Origin of the sequence: Sporosarcina sp. USHLN248 (assembly GCF_037144575.1) — a bacterium.
Lineage (GTDB): Bacteria > Bacillota > Bacilli > Bacillales_A > Planococcaceae > Sporosarcina > Sporosarcina contaminans.
In genome coordinates this window covers 1-17442 of the sequence record NZ_JBBCZC010000033.1, presented here as the reverse complement: position 1 = coordinate 17442, position 17442 = coordinate 1, and the positions used below count along the sequence as shown (strand labels likewise).

Below are 17442 nucleotides of genomic sequence, written 5' to 3'. Positions count from 1 at the left end.
TCGCCACATCAGTCACTTAGTATTATCCAGATATTTTAGCTATTTTTCCTTGCTCGATGTAGACGAGCAAAATTGAAATGTCGGCAGGGTTCACACCTGAAATACGGGATGCTTGCGCAATGGATAGTGGGCGAACTGCATTCAAATTAGCTTTCGCTTCTTTGGCAATGCCGGAGATTGCATCGTAATCGATGTTTTCCGGTATTTTTTTGTTCTCCATCTTTTTCATACGCTCGACTTGTTGCATCGATTTTTCGATATAACCTTCATATTTAATGAAAATCTCAACTTGCTCCGCAACTTCATCGGATTTTTCCTCTTTAGGAGGAACGACACGAATAATTTGGCTGTATTTCATTTCTGGTCGTTTTAGAAGATCTGCAGCTTTCATCGGTTCACGAAGCTCTGTTCCGCCTGATTCACGAATAATTTCTTGAACTGCTTCATTAGGTTTAATCGTCACTTTTCGTAGTCGTTCAATTTCCTCTTCAATCTGTTGTTTTTTCACGAGGAATTTTTCATATCTTTCATCGCTGATCATTTGCAATGAATGGCCAATTTCCGTTAATCTCAAATCGGCATTATCATGGCGCAGCAATAAACGATATTCCGCTCTTGAAGTTAGCAGACGATATGGTTCGCTCGTCCCTTTTGTAACTAAGTCATCAATCAGTACACCGATATATGCATCTGCACGGCCTAAAACGACCTCTTCTTTGCCTAATACATTACATGCAGCGTTAATGCCCGCCATAATGCCTTGAGCCGCTGCTTCCTCATAGCCTGAAGTTCCATTAATTTGACCTGCAGTGTACAGATTTTTAATTTTCTTCGTTTCCAAAGTGGGCCAAAGCTGAGTCGGAACGACAGCGTCATATTCAATCGCATAACCAGCTCTCATCATTTCTGCTTTTTCAAGTCCAGGTACACTTTCAATCAATCTTCTTTGTACATGTTCAGGCAAGCTTGTTGACAAACCTTGCACATATACTTCTTTCGTATTGCGGCCTTCCGGCTCCAAGAATATTTGGTGTCGTGATTTATCGGCAAAGCGGACGATTTTATCCTCGATGGATGGGCAATAACTTGGCCCTTTCCCTTTGATCATGCCTGAATACATCGGAGAAAGGTGAAGATTTTCATTAATGATTTCATGTGTTTTAGGTGTCGTATACGTTAACCAGCAAGGCAATTGATCTGTAATGAACTCTGTAGTTTCATAACTGAATGCTCTTGGCTCTTCATCACCCGGCTGAATTTCCGTTTTGCTGTAATCGATCGTTTTGCTATTGATGCGTGGAGGTGTCCCCGTTTTAAAACGAACCATATCAAAACCAAGTTCTCTAAGATTTTCAGCTAATTTAATGGCTGGCATTTGGTTATTAGGTCCACTTGAATATTTTAAATCACCGATAATGACTTCCCCTCGGAGGAATGTTCCGGTAGTAATGATTACCGTTTTAGCACGATAAATCGCGCCAATTTGTGTAATAACACCTTTTACTTCATTCTCTTCGATGATCAATTCTTCTACAACACCTTGACGAAGTGTCAAGTTATCTTGTTCTTCCAAAATGCGTTTCATTTCTTGTTGATAAAGGACTTTATCCGCTTGCGCACGTAATGCGCGAACTGCAGGCCCTTTCCCTGTGTTCAACATCCGCATTTGAATATGCGTTTTGTCGATTACTTTCCCCATTGCTCCGCCGAGTGCGTCTATTTCCCTGACGACGATCCCTTTCGCAGGACCTCCAAGAGAAGGGTTGCATGGCATGAAAGCAATCATATCCAAATTCATTGTCAGCACCAATGTCGATGCACCCATCTTTGCAGAGGCGAGAGCCGCTTCAACGCCAGCATGCCCTGCTCCGATGACTATACAATCGAACGTGCCTGCTTCAAATTGTGGCATGTTCGTTCATCCTTCCTATTTTATAAAATGATTTTTCCGTGTCTATAGGATCGATTTCATGATACTGTTTCAGCTAATCGTTTGTTAATTAGGCAATTATTGCTCCAATATCGGAGCTTTACGGCGCCCTGTGCTCCCAACGCTACGCTTTTGCTCGCAAAGCCCGTTCTTCGTTATGGGCTAAGGCTAAAATGTGCTCCCAACGCTGCGCTTTTGCTCGCAAAGCCCGTTCTTCGTTACGGGCTTCGCTTTTATTACTATCCAGACTCCAAGCGCCAGCTCCTTGGGTCGTTTCAGATAAGAAGCTAAGGCAAAATGCGCCTTAGTTTCTTATCTTCCAACGCCTGTCGGAGCTTTACGGCGCTTAGTGCTCGCAGCGCTAACGCTTTCGCTCGCAAAGCCCGTTCTTCGTTACGGGCTAAGGCTAAAATGTGCTCCCAACGCTGCGCTTTTGCTCGCAAAGCCCGTTCTTCGTTACGGGCTTCGCTTTTATTACTTCCCTAAACAGAACTGGGAGAATAGTTGGTTGATGAGGCTGTCTTGGACGGTGTCTCCGATGATTTCGCCTAATAATTCCCAAGAACGGGTTAGGTCGATTTGGATCATGTCTACTGGGACGCCTGCTTCTGCAGCGGCCAGCGCATCTTCAATTGCTTGGTGCGCTTTGTGAAGCAATGCGATATGCCTTGCATTCGAGACGTATGTCATATCTCCAGAGTCAATCGTTCCTTCAAAGAACAGCTTAGCAATGGCTTCTTCTAACTCTTCAACTCCTTCATCTTTCAGTAAGGAAGTTGTGACAATTTGCCCTTCGCCAACGATGTTCTCTACTTGCTGTATATCAATTCTACGAGGTAGATCCGTTTTATTGACGATGACGATTCGGTCCATTCCTTCAGTTGCTTCAAATAAACGAATATCTTCATCCGATAGTTCCTCTGAATGGTTTAACACTAATAAAATCAAATCAGCTTCTTTTAAAACTTGTCTTGATCTTTCGACACCGATCCGTTCCACAATATCTTCTGTTTCCCGGATACCAGCTGTGTCTATTAGACGAAGTGGTACACCTCTGACATTAACGTATTCTTCTATAATATCACGGGTCGTTCCTGCAATCTCTGTTACGATTGCCTTATTCTCTTGAACCAAACTGTTTAACAATGAAGATTTACCGACATTCGGCCTACCGATAATGACGGTGGAAAGTCCTTCGCGCAAAATTTTCCCTTGAGAAGATGTACGAAGCAGCTTTTCGATTTCTCTCTTCACCCACGTACATTTTTCCGTCATAAGGGGAATCGTTACTTCCTCAACATCATCGTATTCTGGGTAATCGATATTGACTTCGACTTGGGCCAATGTTTCCAAAAGCGCTTGTCTTAAATCACCAATCAATCTGGAAAGCTTTCCTTCCATTTGGTTGAGTGCAACATTCATGGCACGGTCCGTTTTAGCACGAATTAAATCCATGACGGCTTCAGCTTGCGATAAATCGATTCTTCCATTCATAAAAGCTCGTTTAGAGAATTCGCCTGGCTCTGCAAGTCGTGCACCCATTCGAAGTGTTAAACTTAACACCCTGTTAACCGCCACAAGTCCCCCGTGGCAATTGATTTCCACAACATCTTCCCTTGTGAATGTTTTCGGTGCCTTCATAATTGAAACCATAACTTCTTCAACGACTTCATCCGTCGATGGATCGACTAAATGTCCATAATGGATTGTATGTGATTGTTCATCCGCAAGGCGTTTGCCCGACGGAGAACGAAAAATGCGGTCTGCAACGTCGATAGCCTCGTCACCACTTAGCCGGACAATGGCGATAGCCCCTTCCCCTATGGGGGTGGAAATGGCAGCTATTGTATCTTCATGCACGTTCGTTCATCCTTCCTAATTTGTTACCCACATGTGGATAACCGTTTTGACTTGACTATCTGACAACATATAATAACATAAATCATCCTATTCTCATAGCACAGGGAACTAAAAATGTGGATAACTTTTTGAATACGTATAAAAGTTTTTTAGAGAAGCGTTTAGCGATGACTGGCAATCAAACGGACTAGCCAAGTCCATCCTTCGACGTTCGATGGCCCTAATGGTGTATACGTGGGATTTCCTTAAATTGTTTTCTGCAAATATTGAAAGCAAAATTTCATGAAAACATACTAAAAAACCCCGAATGTTTTGCATAACATTCGGGGCCAACTATTTGTTTCAGTAGAGCGGTTCAATAACTAAATAGCGATTTGGATCCGTTCCTTCTGAATACGTTTCAATATCTAAACGGTTTGATAAGGCATTATGAATGACTTTACGTTCGTAAGATGGCATCGGTTCAAGCTGTACCTTCCTGCCTGTTCTGACAGCTTGATCAGCCATTCTTTCTGCAAGCTGCTCCAACGACTGTTCGCGTCGCTGTCTATAGTCACCGACATCGAGACGAACAACTTTAAATTGACCTGCTTTTTTATTTGTTACAAGCTGAGCCAATTGCTGTAACGCGTTTAACGTTTGCCCTCTCTTGCCAATTAGAAATGATGCCTTTTCACTTTGCAATTGAAATGAAATATATTTCCCTTCCATTTCATGTTCGATTTTTAAATCATGAATACCCATATCTTTTGCAATTGCCGTCAAATAAGCTTCAGTGTCACGGATCGCTTCCTCATCACCGTTAACGTTCATCTCTCCGGCTGACCTATCTTCCTCTATCGTTTCTTCTAAAGGATTGCTCTCTTCAATAGGCTCTGCTATGACCGGATCGGAAGGTTGAACAGGCTCCTCTGGCTGCATCTCTTCATTTTTTAATAAACTATTTTGCTGCTTAAGCGAAACGCTTACTTCAGCATCCCGAGCACCAATTCCTAAAAATCCTTTTTTACCTTCATCCACGATATCAATTTCCACTTCATCACGCGTTACATTGAGCTCTTGCAGCGCTTTGGAGATCGCAATTTCTACAGTCGCTCCCTTTCGCGTTATCTTGTTCATTTTCTTTTCCCTCCCACTTTTGCAGGTGTGGCTTCTTTTTTCTTAAATGGTTTGTAAATGAAAATGTTTTGGATAATTGAAATGATGTTACCGATAACCCAGTAAAGCGCAAGTGCTGCAGGTAAGAATGTACCGAAAATCATAATCATGAAAGGCATGATATACATCATTACTTTCATTTGTGGGTTGTCCATCGCAGGGCCTGTACGCAAGACGATAAATTGCATTAAGCCTGCAATGATCGCTAATGTGATGCTTGGCGTTGCAAGTTCGAAAATAAGGAAATTCCCAATTTCAATTTCAGGGGTTGCGTTCATTCTGCTGATCGCATGGTAAAGGCCAATGATAATCGGCATTTGAATAATAACAGGCAAACATCCGGCCGCAGGGTTGATTTTTTCTTCTGTTATAATTCTTTGCATTTCTTCACGATACTTTTGCTGAGTAACCGCGTCTTTTGACTTATATTTCTCTTTTAATTGGTTCAGGACCGGCTGGATCTCTTGCATGCGCTTCGAGCTTTGTGCCTGCTTGATCATGAGTGGCAATAAAATGAGGCGGATAATAATCGTTACCGCAATAATACCGAGTCCGTATGTTCCTAACAGTTCTTTGAACGTGCTGATTAAGGAAACAATCGGCCAAACGATATATTTATTCCAAAATCCTTCACTCGTTGAATAAATTGGTTCATTGAACTGTGAGCACCCTGACAAAAATACTGTCAAGATTGTCAGCATAAATAGTATTCCGGCTTTTCTCTTCAATTTGTTTCCCCCAAATCTGTTCTGTTCCGTGAAGAAAGCATTACTGTCAGTTTATCACGAACATTTAGTACGTTCTACTTCTTAATTGGTTGGATAGGCAAAATATACATTCAGTCTGTCTTTTTTCTCTTCATTTCACTCTTCTTGAATGCCCTTGCAATTCTTAAAACATGTTGCAGACTTTTTTTCGTTTCATGAAAATTCATTGTGGCCGCCTGATGTCTGGCGATAATAACAAAATCCCTATCATTGCGTAACTCGTCCTTCATTTCTAAAAAGGCTTGCCGAATATAGCGTTTCACTTGGTTTCTCGTCACAGCGTTCCCGATTTTTTTGCCAACGGACAATCCGATCCTGAACTCCTGTTGGTCTTCTTTTATATAGGAATAAACAACGAATTGCCGATTGGCGACGGATTTACCACTTTTAAATACTTTTTGGAAATCAGCATTCTTTTTGATTCTTTGACTTTTTTTCAAGTAGCTCACCCGCTTTATTTCATACTTTGTTTCCGTCTCTCAGCAATATGACTATCTCTTAACGAAAAAAAAGACCACTGAGGTACAGTGGCCTTATGCTGAAAGCACTTTTCTTCCTTTGCGTCGACGAGCCGCTAAAACTTTACGACCACTTTTTGAGCTCATTCTCGCGCGGAAGCCGTGAACTTTACTACGTTTACGTTTATTTGGTTGGAATGTACGTTTCATGTTAAAGACACCTCCTGCATTGTCCCTTTGCTATGTGACAGTCTTGAACAGTATAAAGGTCATTTTCATGAATGTCAATCTTTTTTATAAAGACAAACTCGCCATCCTTTGATCGTCTACAGCTTTATCTATCTCGTTTCGACAAAATTCTTATCCACAATTGAACAACATTCGACATGTATATCTTGTTCATAGGAAATAGCGCTCATTTTTTTATTCACAAGTCTTATCTACAGCTTCTACACATATGAAAACCTGTGGATAAAACAGTTTTCCACAGTTGCGGGTCCTGTTTATAACTCATAGAATCCCTTGTCATTATAATAGTTTCCTGTTACAATTAAAAAGATTTTGCTGTGAATAAATTTAAGAGATAAAATTCTTATCCACAATTGTTGATATATTGTGGATAATTTTTTCAACACTTTTGGATATAAGATATCCACATGGCTGGATTCTGTGTATAATACATATTTCCATGTCTTATTTTTTATGTGTAAAGGAGGGAAAAAAGTGGATCAGCTAAGTAATTTATGGAATGAAGTTTTGTCGAAAGTTGAAGAACGCATTTCCAAGCCCAGTTTTGAAACATGGCTAAAATCGACAAAGCTCATGTCCTATGGCAATGAAAATGTGACGATTGCCGTCCCGAATTCATTCGCCAAAGATTGGCTTGAAAATCATTACGTTCATTTGATAACTGGCATTCTATCCGAATTAACGGGGGAAGACCGGCTTATCCAATTCGTCGTTCCTAAAGAAATGGAAGAGAATGATTTCCAGCTTCCAAAACCAGCTGTCCAGCAATCGGAAAAAATTCAAGTCCCTTCAGCATCTGTCATGCTGAATCCAAAGTATACATTCGACACATTCGTCATTGGATCTGGCAATCGCTTTGCCCACGCAGCGTCGTTAGCTGTCGCAGAGGCACCAGCGAAGTCCTACAACCCGCTGTTCATCTATGGTGGAGTCGGTTTAGGAAAGACGCATCTAATGCATGCAATCGGACATTATATTTTGGAACAAAACCCTAATGCAAAGGTTGTCTATCTATCTTCCGAAAAGTTTACAAATGAATTTATTAATTCGATCATGAATAACAAAGCGGGCGATTTTAGAAATCAATACCGCAATGTTGACGTGCTTTTAATAGACGATATTCAATTCATCGCTGGGAAAGAACAGACTCAAGAAGAATTTTTCCATACATTTAACACGCTGCATGAAGCATCAAAGCAAATTATTATCTCAAGCGACCGTCCCCCAAAAGAAATTCCTACATTGGAGGATCGTCTAAGATCTCGCTTCGAATGGGGACTCATAACAGATATCGCGCCGCCTGACTTGGAAACGCGAATAGCTATTTTGCGTAAAAAGGCAAAGGCAGATGGATTAGTTGATATATCGGATGAAGTGATGCTCTATATTGCCAATCAAATTGATACGAACATTAGAGAGTTAGAAGGTGCGCTTATTCGAGTGGTCGCCTATTCCTCGCTAGTCAATATGGATATTACGACAGATTTAGCTGCAGAAGCGTTAAAAGATATCATTCCGAATTCAAGGCCACGCACCGTGACGATTTTAGATATCCAAAAATCAGTTGGGGAGCATTTCAATATCCGGTTAGAGGATTTTTCTGCAAAAAAAAGGACGAGGGCTATCGCATTCCCTCGCCAAATTGCAATGTATTTATCAAGAGAGCTTACGGATGCTTCATTGCCGAAAATCGGATCTGAATTTGGCGGTCGAGACCATTCAACAGTCATTCATGCGCATGAGAAAATTTCCATGCAATTAAAGGAAGATCCAAATTTGCAGCAAGATATCCAAGAAATCCGAAATGCGTTAGGCCGTGGATAAATTGAAGCTGTGAATAGCTATGAATAAAAAATACAGCTTACAAACACGTTATGCACATGTGTATATCTTTGTTAGATAAGGCTTTTTCAGCGTTATTAACATATCCACAGCCCCTATTACTATTATTACTATAAATCTTTATTAATTATTATTATATAAGCGAGGGAAGAGAGGATCCAAAATGAATTTTGAAATCACGAGGGATAGTTTGCTTGATGGATTGAATGATGTGATGAAAGCAATTAGCCAAAAAGTAGCGAACCCTATATTAACTGGTGTGAAAATTGTAGTTGAAGATAAAGGAATGACGATGACAGGAAGTGATTCAGACATAACAATCTGTACGTTCATTCCAAGTGAAAAAGACGGCGAACAAATTATCAATGTTAAACAAACAGGTTCAATCATCCTGCAAGCGAAAATGTTTAATGAAATTGTTCGGAAACTACCAACAAACGAAGTGACAATTGTAGTTGAAAATGGAACACATGCACATATTAGCTCTGGAAAATCGGAATTCCATTTGATCGGTTCAAATGCAGATGATTATCCGATTTTGCCATCTGTAAAAGATGATCATAGCTTTTCATTGCCGGCAGATCTTTTAAAATCAGTGATTAGAGAGACCGTATTTGCCGTATCTCAAGCTGAAACTAGACCAATTTTGACAGGTGTTCATTGGGAAACAGTAGATGATAAACTTATTTGCGTAGCTACAGACAGCCATAGGCTTGCAAAAAGGGAAATCACACCAGAAGTGATGTCTGAAATTCCATTTAGCGTTGTCATTCCAGGAAAAAGCCTTCAAGAATTAAATAAAATTCTCGCTGACAACTCCAACTTAATTGAAATTGTTATTGCCGATCAGCAAATTTTGTTTAAAACGGCCAATGTTCAATTTTACTCACGTCTTTTAGAAGGGAATTATCCTGATACTTCAAGATTGATACCAGCAGAACATAAAACCTCAGTAACAGTAAATGGAAAACAGCTGTTGCAAGCGATTGACCGGGCTTCATTGCTCGCGAGAGATGAAAGAAACAATATTGTCCGTTTTTCTGCAAATGAAGGTAACATCATCGAAATTACGTCTAATTCACCAGAAATTGGTAAAGTTGAAGAGTCAATTGAAGCGATTGAAGTAGTTGGTGAAGATTTAAAAATATCATTTAGTGCAAAATATATGATGGATGCATTAAAGGCCATTGAAGGTCAAAACATTGTTATCCAATTTACTGGCGCTATGAGACCTTTCATCTTGAAAGCAGTCGACAGCGAGGCAATCTTGCAGCTCATTTTGCCGGTTCGAACTTTTTAACAATGGATGGTGAAAGGATAGTCTATAACGGACTATCCTTTCAGACTGTAGACAAAGTATTTTTTCACTTTGTCTACAGTCTTTTAAAGGTTTTTAGTTATGGGATAAGTGTTTGCCCAGCTTGGCTTGAAAACGCTTGCCAGACAAGGCGCGAAGTCGAGCGAAGACCCGAATAGAACTTAAGGTTCATGAGGGGACGAGCGAGACGAGCAACGCAGTATGCGAGCGTTTGTCAACAAGCTGAAAGGATAGTCTATAACGGACTATCCTTTTTACTTAATGCCTAAAGTTCGGTAAAATAGAAGGACAGACTAATTTGTGAAGGGTTGAAGCAGATGGAAATTCTGAAAATAGATACGGAATTCGTCACATTAGGCCAGCTCTTGAAAATGACCGATGCAATTAGCTCAGGGGGCATGGCAAAATGGTTTTTAAGTGAAAATGCCGTTTTTGTGAATGGGGAGCAAGAAAATCGTAGAGGCAAAAAACTTGTTGATGGCGATATTATTAACATCCCCGGAATAGGAAGATTTAAAATATCCACATCTTTAGACGGTCAAGCGGATGTATATTGAGCGGTTATCACTGACGGATTATCGTAATTATGCAGCGCTTGACCTTTCCTTCTCTCCTCAAATCAATGTTTTAATCGGTGAAAACGCACAAGGGAAAACAAATATCATGGAATCGATCTATGTGCTTTCGATGGCGAAATCTCATCGAACATCAAATGATCGTGAATTGATACGTTGGGAACAAGAGTATGGTAAAATAGAAGGGGACATTCAACGCAAATTTGGAAAACTACCACTTGAATTGATTATTTCAAAAAAGGGCAAGAAAGCAAAAGTCAATCATTTGGAACAGAACCGATTAAGTCATTATATCGGTCAACTGAATGTTGTCATGTTTGCGCCTGAAGACTTGAATCTTGTTAAAGGAAGTCCGCAAGTGAGACGGAGATTTTTAGATATGGAAATTGGTCAGATTTCCCCTGTCTATCTACATGACTTGCTGACCTTCCAAAAAATTTTAAAGCAACGCAATGCGATTTTAAAAGATAATCGCGGCAAATTAGAGTTAACGGACGTCATGTTCGATATATATACAGAACAATATATCCAACTATCTGTGCAAATTATCCGTAAACGATTCCATTTCATAGAATTGCTGCAGAAATGGGCCGAGCCGATCCACGAAGGAATTTCAAGAGGATTGGAGCAACTTAAAATCACTTATGGTACTTTAAAAGACCTAAAATCTGGGCAGACTGTGGAGCAAATGGAAGAAATACTCAGCCGGAGATTGCATGAAGTGAGACGTCGTGAACTGGAGCGGGGAATGACATTGATTGGCCCGCACCGTGACGATCTCCATTTTTTTGTGAATGGGTATGATATTCAAACATACGGCTCTCAAGGACAACAACGGACAACGGCCCTGTCCTTGAAATTAGCGGAGATTGAACTGGTTAAACAAGAAGTCGGAGAAACGCCTGTACTTCTGTTGGATGATGTTCTTTCTGAACTTGATGATTACCGTCAATCTCACTTGCTAAATACGATGCAAGGCCAAGTGCAGACATTTGTCACAACGACGAATATCGCAGGGATCGATCACGAGACGATCCGGAAAGCAAAGATGTTCGAGGTGTCTGCTGGCCATGTAGTAAAAGAAGATTGACAAATAGCCATTGCGATCGAATGATGGTGCCTAATTTATAATTGTGCTTTAGGTAACCGCATTGGACTTTCAGGTAAGTTACACATGCCTTGAAAAAGGATAGATGTTCAGAAAGGAAAGGTGAATACTTTGGCGATGGAAGAGAAAGAATTGCAGACAGCTTATGATGCCAATCAGATACAAGTATTGGAAGGTTTAGAAGCTGTCCGTAAACGTCCCGGCATGTATATCGGAACGACAAGTGCGCGCGGACTTCATCACTTAGTATGGGAAATTGTAGATAACAGTATCGACGAAGCTTTAGCTGGATACTGTGATCATATAGAAGTTGCTATCGAGAAAGATAACTGGATTCGTGTGGACGATAATGGACGAGGCATTCCAGTAGGCATCCAGGAATCTACGGGAAGACCGGCTGTTGAGGTCATTATGACTGTACTTCATGCAGGCGGTAAGTTCGGAGGCGGAGGTTATAAAGTTTCGGGCGGATTGCACGGTGTAGGTGCGTCCGTCGTCAACGCGCTTTCCGAGAAAACTCAAGTGTATGTAAAACGGGATGGCAAAATCCACTTCATAGAGTTTGAGCGCGGTATTTTGACACAGGAGCTGCAAGTAATCGGAGAAACGGATGAAACTGGTACGCGTACACGGTTCAAAGCAGATCCCGAAATTTTTACAGAAACAACTGTTTATGATTATGGGATTTTAGCACATCGTCTTCGGGAACTTGCCTATTTGAACCGTGGATTGCGTATCTCTATTACAGATGAGCGTGAAGAAGAGCAGCGCACCGACACGTTTTTTTATGAAGGCGGCATTAAATCATATGTTGAGCATTTAAATCAAAACAAAGAACCAATTCATGAAGATCCGATATTCATTGAAGGAGAAAAAGACGGCATTTCAATTGAAATTGCGATGCAATACAATGCTGGCTATGCCGAAAACCTGCTTTCTTTTGCGAATAATATTAATACGTATGAAGGCGGAACTCATGAAGCTGGCTTTAAAACGGCACTTACCCGCGTTGTGAATGATTATGCTCGAAAAAACGGTTTGGTGAAGGAATCCGAGCCGAACTTATCTGGCGATGATGTTCGAGAAGGGCTGACAGCTATCGTTTCTGTCAAGCATCCGGATCCTCAATTCGAAGGACAAACGAAAACGAAATTAGGAAACTCTGAAGTGAGTACCATTACGAATTCTTTATTTGCTGAAGGTTTTCAAAGATTCCTGCTTGAGAATCCAACAACATCACGATTGATTGTAGATAAAAGCTTAATGGCTGCTCGCGCACGGGTTGCTGCAAAAAATGCAAGGGAACTCACACGCCGTAAATCTGCGCTTGAAGTTTCCAGCCTTCCTGGCAAATTAGCTGACTGTTCTTCGCGGAACCCTGAAATTAGCGAATTATATATTGTTGAGGGAGACTCAGCGGGAGGATCCGCAAAAAGTGGTCGTGATCGCCATTTCCAAGCGATTCTACCATTGCGCGGTAAAATTTTGAACGTCGAGAAGGCACGCTTAGACCGTATTTTAGGAAACGCGGAAATTCGTATGATGATTACAGCCTTAGGTACGGGAATTGGAGAGGAATTCGACCTTTCAAAAGCCCGATATCATAAGATTGTCATCATGACGGATGCGGACGTTGATGGAGCCCATATACGTACATTGCTGCTTACATTTTTCTTCCGTTTCATGCGCCCTTTGATTGAAGCAGGCTACGTCTATATTGCACAGCCACCTCTTTATCGCGTGAAACAAGGAAAGCATGAGGAATATTGTTTCGATGAAGAAGAGCTACAAGAAATACTTGAACGGCTGTCGCCGAATCCAAAACCGGTCATTACTCGCTACAAAGGGCTTGGTGAGATGGATGCGACACAATTATGGGATACGACGATGGACCCTGAACAGCGGACCTTACTGCAAGTTCATCTTGAAGACGCTTTTGATGCGGATGCAACATTTGAACAGTTGATGGGTGATGAAGTTGAACCACGCCGTAAATTTATCGAAGAAAATGCGATGTATGTGAAAAACTTGGATACTTAATCGAACAGATCAATCCAGTTGATGTTTTTATAAGACTTGCACATGTAATGCAAGCTGATGCAACAGAGTTGAAAGGAGCTATACCTAATGGCAGATATGTCGAAACGTGGTGTCCAAGGGATCAATATCAGTCAAGAAATGAAAACGTCCTTCTTGGATTATGCCATGAGTGTTATCGTTTCACGTGCGTTGCCTGACGTAAGGGATGGATTGAAGCCGGTACACCGCCGTATCCTTTATGCGATGCAGGATCTTGGGAATACTGCGGATAAGCCTCATAAGAAATCTGCTCGTATCGTCGGAGATGTCATCGGTAAATATCATCCGCATGGCGATAGCGCTGTTTACGATACGATGGTGCGGATGGCGCAAGATTTCAACTATCGCTATATGTTAGTTGATGGCCACGGGAATTTTGGTTCCATTGATGGTGATGCAGCTGCGGCAATGCGTTACACTGAATCACGCATGTCCCGCATTGCTATGGAATTATTGCGTGATATAAACAAGGATACAATTGATTATCAAGATAACTATGATGGCCAAGAAAAAGAGCCCGTCGTTCTTCCGAGCCGTTTTCCGAATTTGCTTGTGAACGGTACTTCAGGTATTGCAGTCGGTATGGCTACTAATGTACCCCCACATCATTTAGGTGAAACAATTGATGCGGTCTTGGCATTGGCTGACAATGCTGCGATTACGACAGAAGAACTGATGGAAATCGTACCTGGCCCTGATTTTCCGACTGGAGGGATCATTTTAGGCCGCAGTGGCATTCGTAGGGCCTATGAAACAGGGAAAGGCTCCATCATCATCCGAGGAAAAGTGGAAATTGAGACGCATTCCAACGGCAAAGAGACAATTATTGTTACAGAATTGCCGTATCAGGTGAATAAGGCAAGATTGATCGAGAAAATAGCTGAGCTTGTACGAGACAAGCGGATTGATGGGATTACACATTTGGCGGATGAGTCTGACCGTACAGGCATGAGAATCGTCATCGAAGTTCGCAGAGATGCAAATGCTCATGTCATTTTAAATAATTTATACAAACATACTGCATTGCAATCGAGCTTCGGCATTAATATGCTTGCTCTTGTTGATGGCCAGCCGAAAATCCTTTCTTTGAAAGAGATTTTGTATCATTACTTGGAACATCAAAAAGTGGTCATTCGGCGCAGAACACAATTTGAATTGAATAAAGCAGAAGATCGTGCACATATTTTGGAAGGTTTGCGCACCGCTCTTGATCATATTGATGAAATCATTACTTTAATTCGTTCTTCTAAAACAACCGATGAAGCAAAAAGTGGCCTAATGGAGCGTTTCAGCTTGTCAGAACGGCAAGCACAGGCGATCTTGGATATGCGCTTGCAAAGGTTGACAGGACTCGAAAGAGATAAAATCGAAGATGAATATCAAGAACTGCTTAAGCTTATTGCCGAACTGCGAGAAATCTTGGCAGATGATCAAAAAGTGTTGAATATTATTAAAGAAGAATTGCTTGAAGTGAGGGAGCGATTTTCGGATAAACGCCGGACAGAAATCACAATCGGCGGCACTGAAATGCTGGAAGACGAAGACCTCATTCCAGAAGAGAACTCTGTATTGACGTTAACGCATAATGGCTATATTAAGCGCCTGCCTGCAAATACGTACCGTAGCCAACGCCGCGGCGGACGAGGCATCCAAGGAATGGGAACGAATGATGACGACTTTGTTGAACATCTATTAAACACGTCTACACATGATACGATTTTATTCTTTACGAGCAAGGGACGGGTATTCCGTAAAAAAGGATATGAGGTTCCGGAATATAATCGGACTGCAAAAGGATTGCCACTCATCAACCTATTGGACTTCGATAAGGAAGAAAAAGTGACAGCAATGATTCCAGTGAAGGGCTTTGAGGAAGATAAATTCCTTTTCTTTGCTACACGCGGTGGTGTCGTCAAGCGAACTTCCGTATCTGAATTTGCCAATATCCGGTCGAATGGCTTGATTGCATTGACATTACGTGACGATGATGAATTGATTGGCGTAAAAATGACGAGCGGAGAAGAGAAGATAGCGATTGGTACGAGAAACGGCATGCTCATTAAGTTTGATGAGCAGGAAATCCGCGCAATGGGCAGAGTTGCCAGTGGCGTGCGTGGGATCCGTTTGCGAGAAGGAGACTATGCTATCGGAATGGATACTGTTTCAGAAGGCGATGAAGTGCTTGTCGTTACTGAGAAAGGCTTCGGTAAACGAACGCCCGAAGATGAATACCGAGTCCAATCTCGTGGCGGATATGGCTTGAAAACATTGAATGTAACAGACCGCAATGGACCGCTTGTCGCCATGAAAACAGTAGATGGAACTGAAGATTTAATGCTGATCACGATTCATGGCATATTAATCCGTATGGACATCGAAGATATTTCTTCAATTGGCCGTACAACGCAAGGCGTTCGCCTTATCCGGTTAGGAGAGGACGAATTGGTTGCTACAGTTGCGAAGGTCGAAAAAGAGACTGAAGAGGAAACGGTTGAAAAAGCTGAAGAAACAACCACATCAGTTGAAATAGAAGAAACAGATATCGAAGAATGATAAAAGTTATTGGGACGGCATAATTGCGGTTCCAATAACTTTTTTTATCGTCTATCCGAAAGAAATGGAGTATAATAGTTCTACGATAATTTAGAAAGCGGTGGGTCTCAGGATGGAAGTATATAAAAATGTTAGTGACTTGCGTGCTGGTATTTTACTGAAGGAAGATGTATTTGTGAATACAAAATATCCGCTCATACGAAAAGATACCGAACTTTCACCTGAACATTTGGAAGTACTCCAAGCATTCAGTGTCAAAAGGGTCAAAGTGGAAGAACGTGTGTCCAAGAAGGTAATGCCAAAAGACGAGCAAATTCCCCATCTTGATGTTGATGCGGTGCTTGATCATATTCCGGTCAATATGTACATCCTGCGGAAGCAATATAATGAAACAGTTCGTGAATATAAAAAGGAATTTATAGCTTGGCGTGCGGGAAAGCAACCAGACATTACAAAAATTCGGGAGCTCATCATTCCTTTATTAGAAAAATTTATTTCGAATAAACGGATGTTAACAATGCTGAACGAATTATCTGACCCTAAGGACTATATATATCATCATTCTATTGCAGTTGGCATTCTATCAGCTGCCATAAGCAATCAAATGGGCAATTCTAAAGGAGAAAACCTTCAAATCGGCTTAGCAGGAACACTGGCGGATTGCGGAATGGCAAAAATAAATCCTGAGATTATAGAAAAAACAGCATTTTTAACGAAAGAAGAGTATAACGAAGTAAAAAAACATACTTTATTTAGTGTAAAAATGATTCAAAGTTCACCGTTGCTTAGGCAAGAAATGAAAATGGCGATTTTGCAACACCATGAACGTTTAGATGGAAGCGGGTATCCTCGTGGAGATAAACTGGATACAATTTCAACTTATGCTCAAATCTTAGCAGTAGCGGATGTGTTTCATGCCATGACATCTGAACGACTTTATCGATCCAAACACTCTCCATATAAAGTGATTGAAATGATAAAAGAAGAGGAATTTGGCAAATTCGACATAAAAGTAGTTGAAGCACTCCACAAATTGATTGGTAATTTATCTATAGGAATGCGAGTGAAATTGACATCTGGCGAAATAGGAGAAGTTATGTTCCTCCATCGAGATACGCCTTTACGTCCGATAGTCAAGATATTATATAGCGGTTCTACCCTTGATTTAACGAATAATCGATCTATAGCGATAGAAAAAATCATTGAATAATATTGATGAGAAGCCTTATTTATATAGTTAGGCTTCTTTTTGGGAGATAAAATTAAAAAAGATGAAATAAAGTATTGCAATATAATCAGTTAGCTGTTAAAGTAAATAACGTTGCGTTTCCGATAAACGAAACAAACAAAAACAACTTCAAAAGTTTTTAAGAAAAGTTGTTGACAAAGAAAACGCAAGATGGTATTATATAAAAGTTGCTTCTGTGAGAGGCGACGAAATGAACCTTGAAAACTGAACAGCAAAACGTCAACAAATAAAGTCTCAAAGCCGACCCCGTCGGCGGAAGAGACAAAACGAATCTTCGGATTCAAAATTGACATCTT

At 41.0% G+C, this 17442-nt stretch carries 13 protein-coding genes; 7 read left to right on the top strand and 6 right to left on the bottom strand.

Annotation, left to right across the window (positions count from 1 at the left end):
- Window positions 1-22: 22 nt before the first annotated feature.
- From mnmG to rpmH, 6 genes are all read right to left on the bottom strand, one after another.
- Entirely contained in the window at window positions 23-1912 is a 1890-nt protein-coding gene (gene mnmG, locus WFH04_RS13265; protein ID WP_336824536.1) for a tRNA uridine-5-carboxymethylaminomethyl(34) synthesis enzyme MnmG, read from the bottom strand.
- Between the two features lie 492 nt (window positions 1913-2404).
- Window positions 2405-3790: a tRNA uridine-5-carboxymethylaminomethyl(34) synthesis GTPase MnmE gene (gene mnmE / locus WFH04_RS13260; RefSeq protein ID WP_336824535.1), complete on the bottom strand. Its 1386-nt coding sequence runs from the start codon at window positions 3788-3790 to the stop codon at window positions 2405-2407.
- Between the two features lie 342 nt (window positions 3791-4132).
- A complete protein-coding gene (jag, locus tag WFH04_RS13255; RefSeq protein WP_336824534.1) occupies window positions 4133-4909 on the bottom strand; it encodes an RNA-binding cell elongation regulator Jag/EloR in 777 nt (258 codons plus the stop codon).
- A complete protein-coding gene (gene yidC, locus WFH04_RS13250; RefSeq protein ID WP_381479843.1) occupies window positions 4906-5649 on the bottom strand; it encodes a membrane protein insertase YidC in 744 nt (247 codons plus the stop codon). Before yidC ends, jag begins: the two co-directional genes overlap by 4 nt.
- 137 nt (window positions 5650-5786) lie before the next feature.
- A complete protein-coding gene (gene rnpA, locus WFH04_RS13245) occupies window positions 5787-6155 on the bottom strand; it encodes a ribonuclease P protein component (RefSeq protein WP_336824532.1) in 369 nt (122 codons plus the stop codon).
- Between the two features lie 93 nt (window positions 6156-6248).
- A complete protein-coding gene (rpmH, locus tag WFH04_RS13240) occupies window positions 6249-6383 on the bottom strand; it encodes a 50S ribosomal protein L34 (RefSeq protein WP_224654211.1) in 135 nt (44 codons plus the stop codon).
- 513 nt (window positions 6384-6896) lie between these two features.
- On the opposite strand from rpmH, the gene dnaA reads away from it, so the two are divergent.
- From dnaA to WFH04_RS13205, 7 genes are all read left to right on the top strand, one after another.
- Entirely contained in the window at window positions 6897-8246 is a 1350-nt protein-coding gene (gene dnaA, locus WFH04_RS13235; protein ID WP_336824531.1) for a chromosomal replication initiator protein DnaA, read from the top strand.
- Between the two features lie 181 nt (window positions 8247-8427).
- Window positions 8428-9564, top strand: a complete 1137-nt coding sequence (gene dnaN, locus WFH04_RS13230; protein ID WP_336824530.1) for a DNA polymerase III subunit beta — start codon at window positions 8428-8430, stop codon at window positions 9562-9564.
- Window positions 9565-9899: 335 nt separating this feature from the next.
- On the top strand, window positions 9900-10139 hold the full coding sequence (gene yaaA / locus WFH04_RS13225) for a S4 domain-containing protein YaaA (protein WP_336824529.1): 240 nt from the start codon (window positions 9900-9902) through the stop codon (window positions 10137-10139).
- Entirely contained in the window at window positions 10129-11247 is a 1119-nt protein-coding gene (gene recF, locus WFH04_RS13220) for a DNA replication/repair protein RecF (protein WP_336824528.1), read from the top strand. The genes yaaA and recF overlap by 11 nt, the downstream gene beginning before the upstream one ends.
- Window positions 11248-11382: 135 nt before the next feature.
- Complete coding sequence (gyrB, locus tag WFH04_RS13215; RefSeq protein ID WP_336824527.1) at window positions 11383-13305, top strand: DNA topoisomerase (ATP-hydrolyzing) subunit B; 1923 nt, start codon at window positions 11383-11385, stop codon at window positions 13303-13305.
- An 87-nt stretch (window positions 13306-13392) separates the two neighbouring features.
- Window positions 13393-15897, top strand: a complete 2505-nt coding sequence (gyrA, locus tag WFH04_RS13210; RefSeq protein ID WP_336824526.1) for a DNA gyrase subunit A — start codon at window positions 13393-13395, stop codon at window positions 15895-15897.
- Between the two features lie 112 nt (window positions 15898-16009).
- Window positions 16010-17107, top strand: coding sequence for an HD-GYP domain-containing protein (locus WFH04_RS13205; protein ID WP_336824525.1), 1098 nt, complete (start codon window positions 16010-16012; stop codon window positions 17105-17107).
- The last annotated feature ends 335 nt before the right edge of the window (window positions 17108-17442 follow it).

Bases quoted from the DNA above. Each gene is read 5' to 3' on its own strand.
- mnmG (WP_336824536.1), bottom strand. From the start codon at position 1,912: ATGCCACAATTTGAAGCAGGCACGTTCGATTGTATAGTCATCGGAGCA.
- jag (WP_336824534.1), bottom strand. From the start codon at position 4,909: ATGAACAAGATAACGCGAAAGGGAGCGACTGTAGAAATTGCGATCTCC.
- yidC (WP_381479843.1), bottom strand. From the start codon at position 5,649: ATGCTGACAATCTTGACAGTATTTTTGTCAGGGTGCTCACAGTTCAAT.
- rpmH (WP_224654211.1), bottom strand. From the start codon at position 6,383: ATGAAACGTACATTCCAACCAAATAAACGTAAACGTAGTAAAGTTCAC.
- dnaN (WP_336824530.1), top strand. From the start codon at position 8,428: ATGAATTTTGAAATCACGAGGGATAGTTTGCTTGATGGATTGAATGAT.
- yaaA (WP_336824529.1), top strand. From the start codon at position 9,900: ATGGAAATTCTGAAAATAGATACGGAATTCGTCACATTAGGCCAGCTC.
- recF (WP_336824528.1), top strand. From the start codon at position 10,129: ATGTATATTGAGCGGTTATCACTGACGGATTATCGTAATTATGCAGCG.
- gyrB (WP_336824527.1), top strand. From the start codon at position 11,383: ATGGAAGAGAAAGAATTGCAGACAGCTTATGATGCCAATCAGATACAA.
- gyrA (WP_336824526.1), top strand. From the start codon at position 13,393: ATGGCAGATATGTCGAAACGTGGTGTCCAAGGGATCAATATCAGTCAA.
- WFH04_RS13205 (WP_336824525.1), top strand. From the start codon at position 16,010: ATGGAAGTATATAAAAATGTTAGTGACTTGCGTGCTGGTATTTTACTG.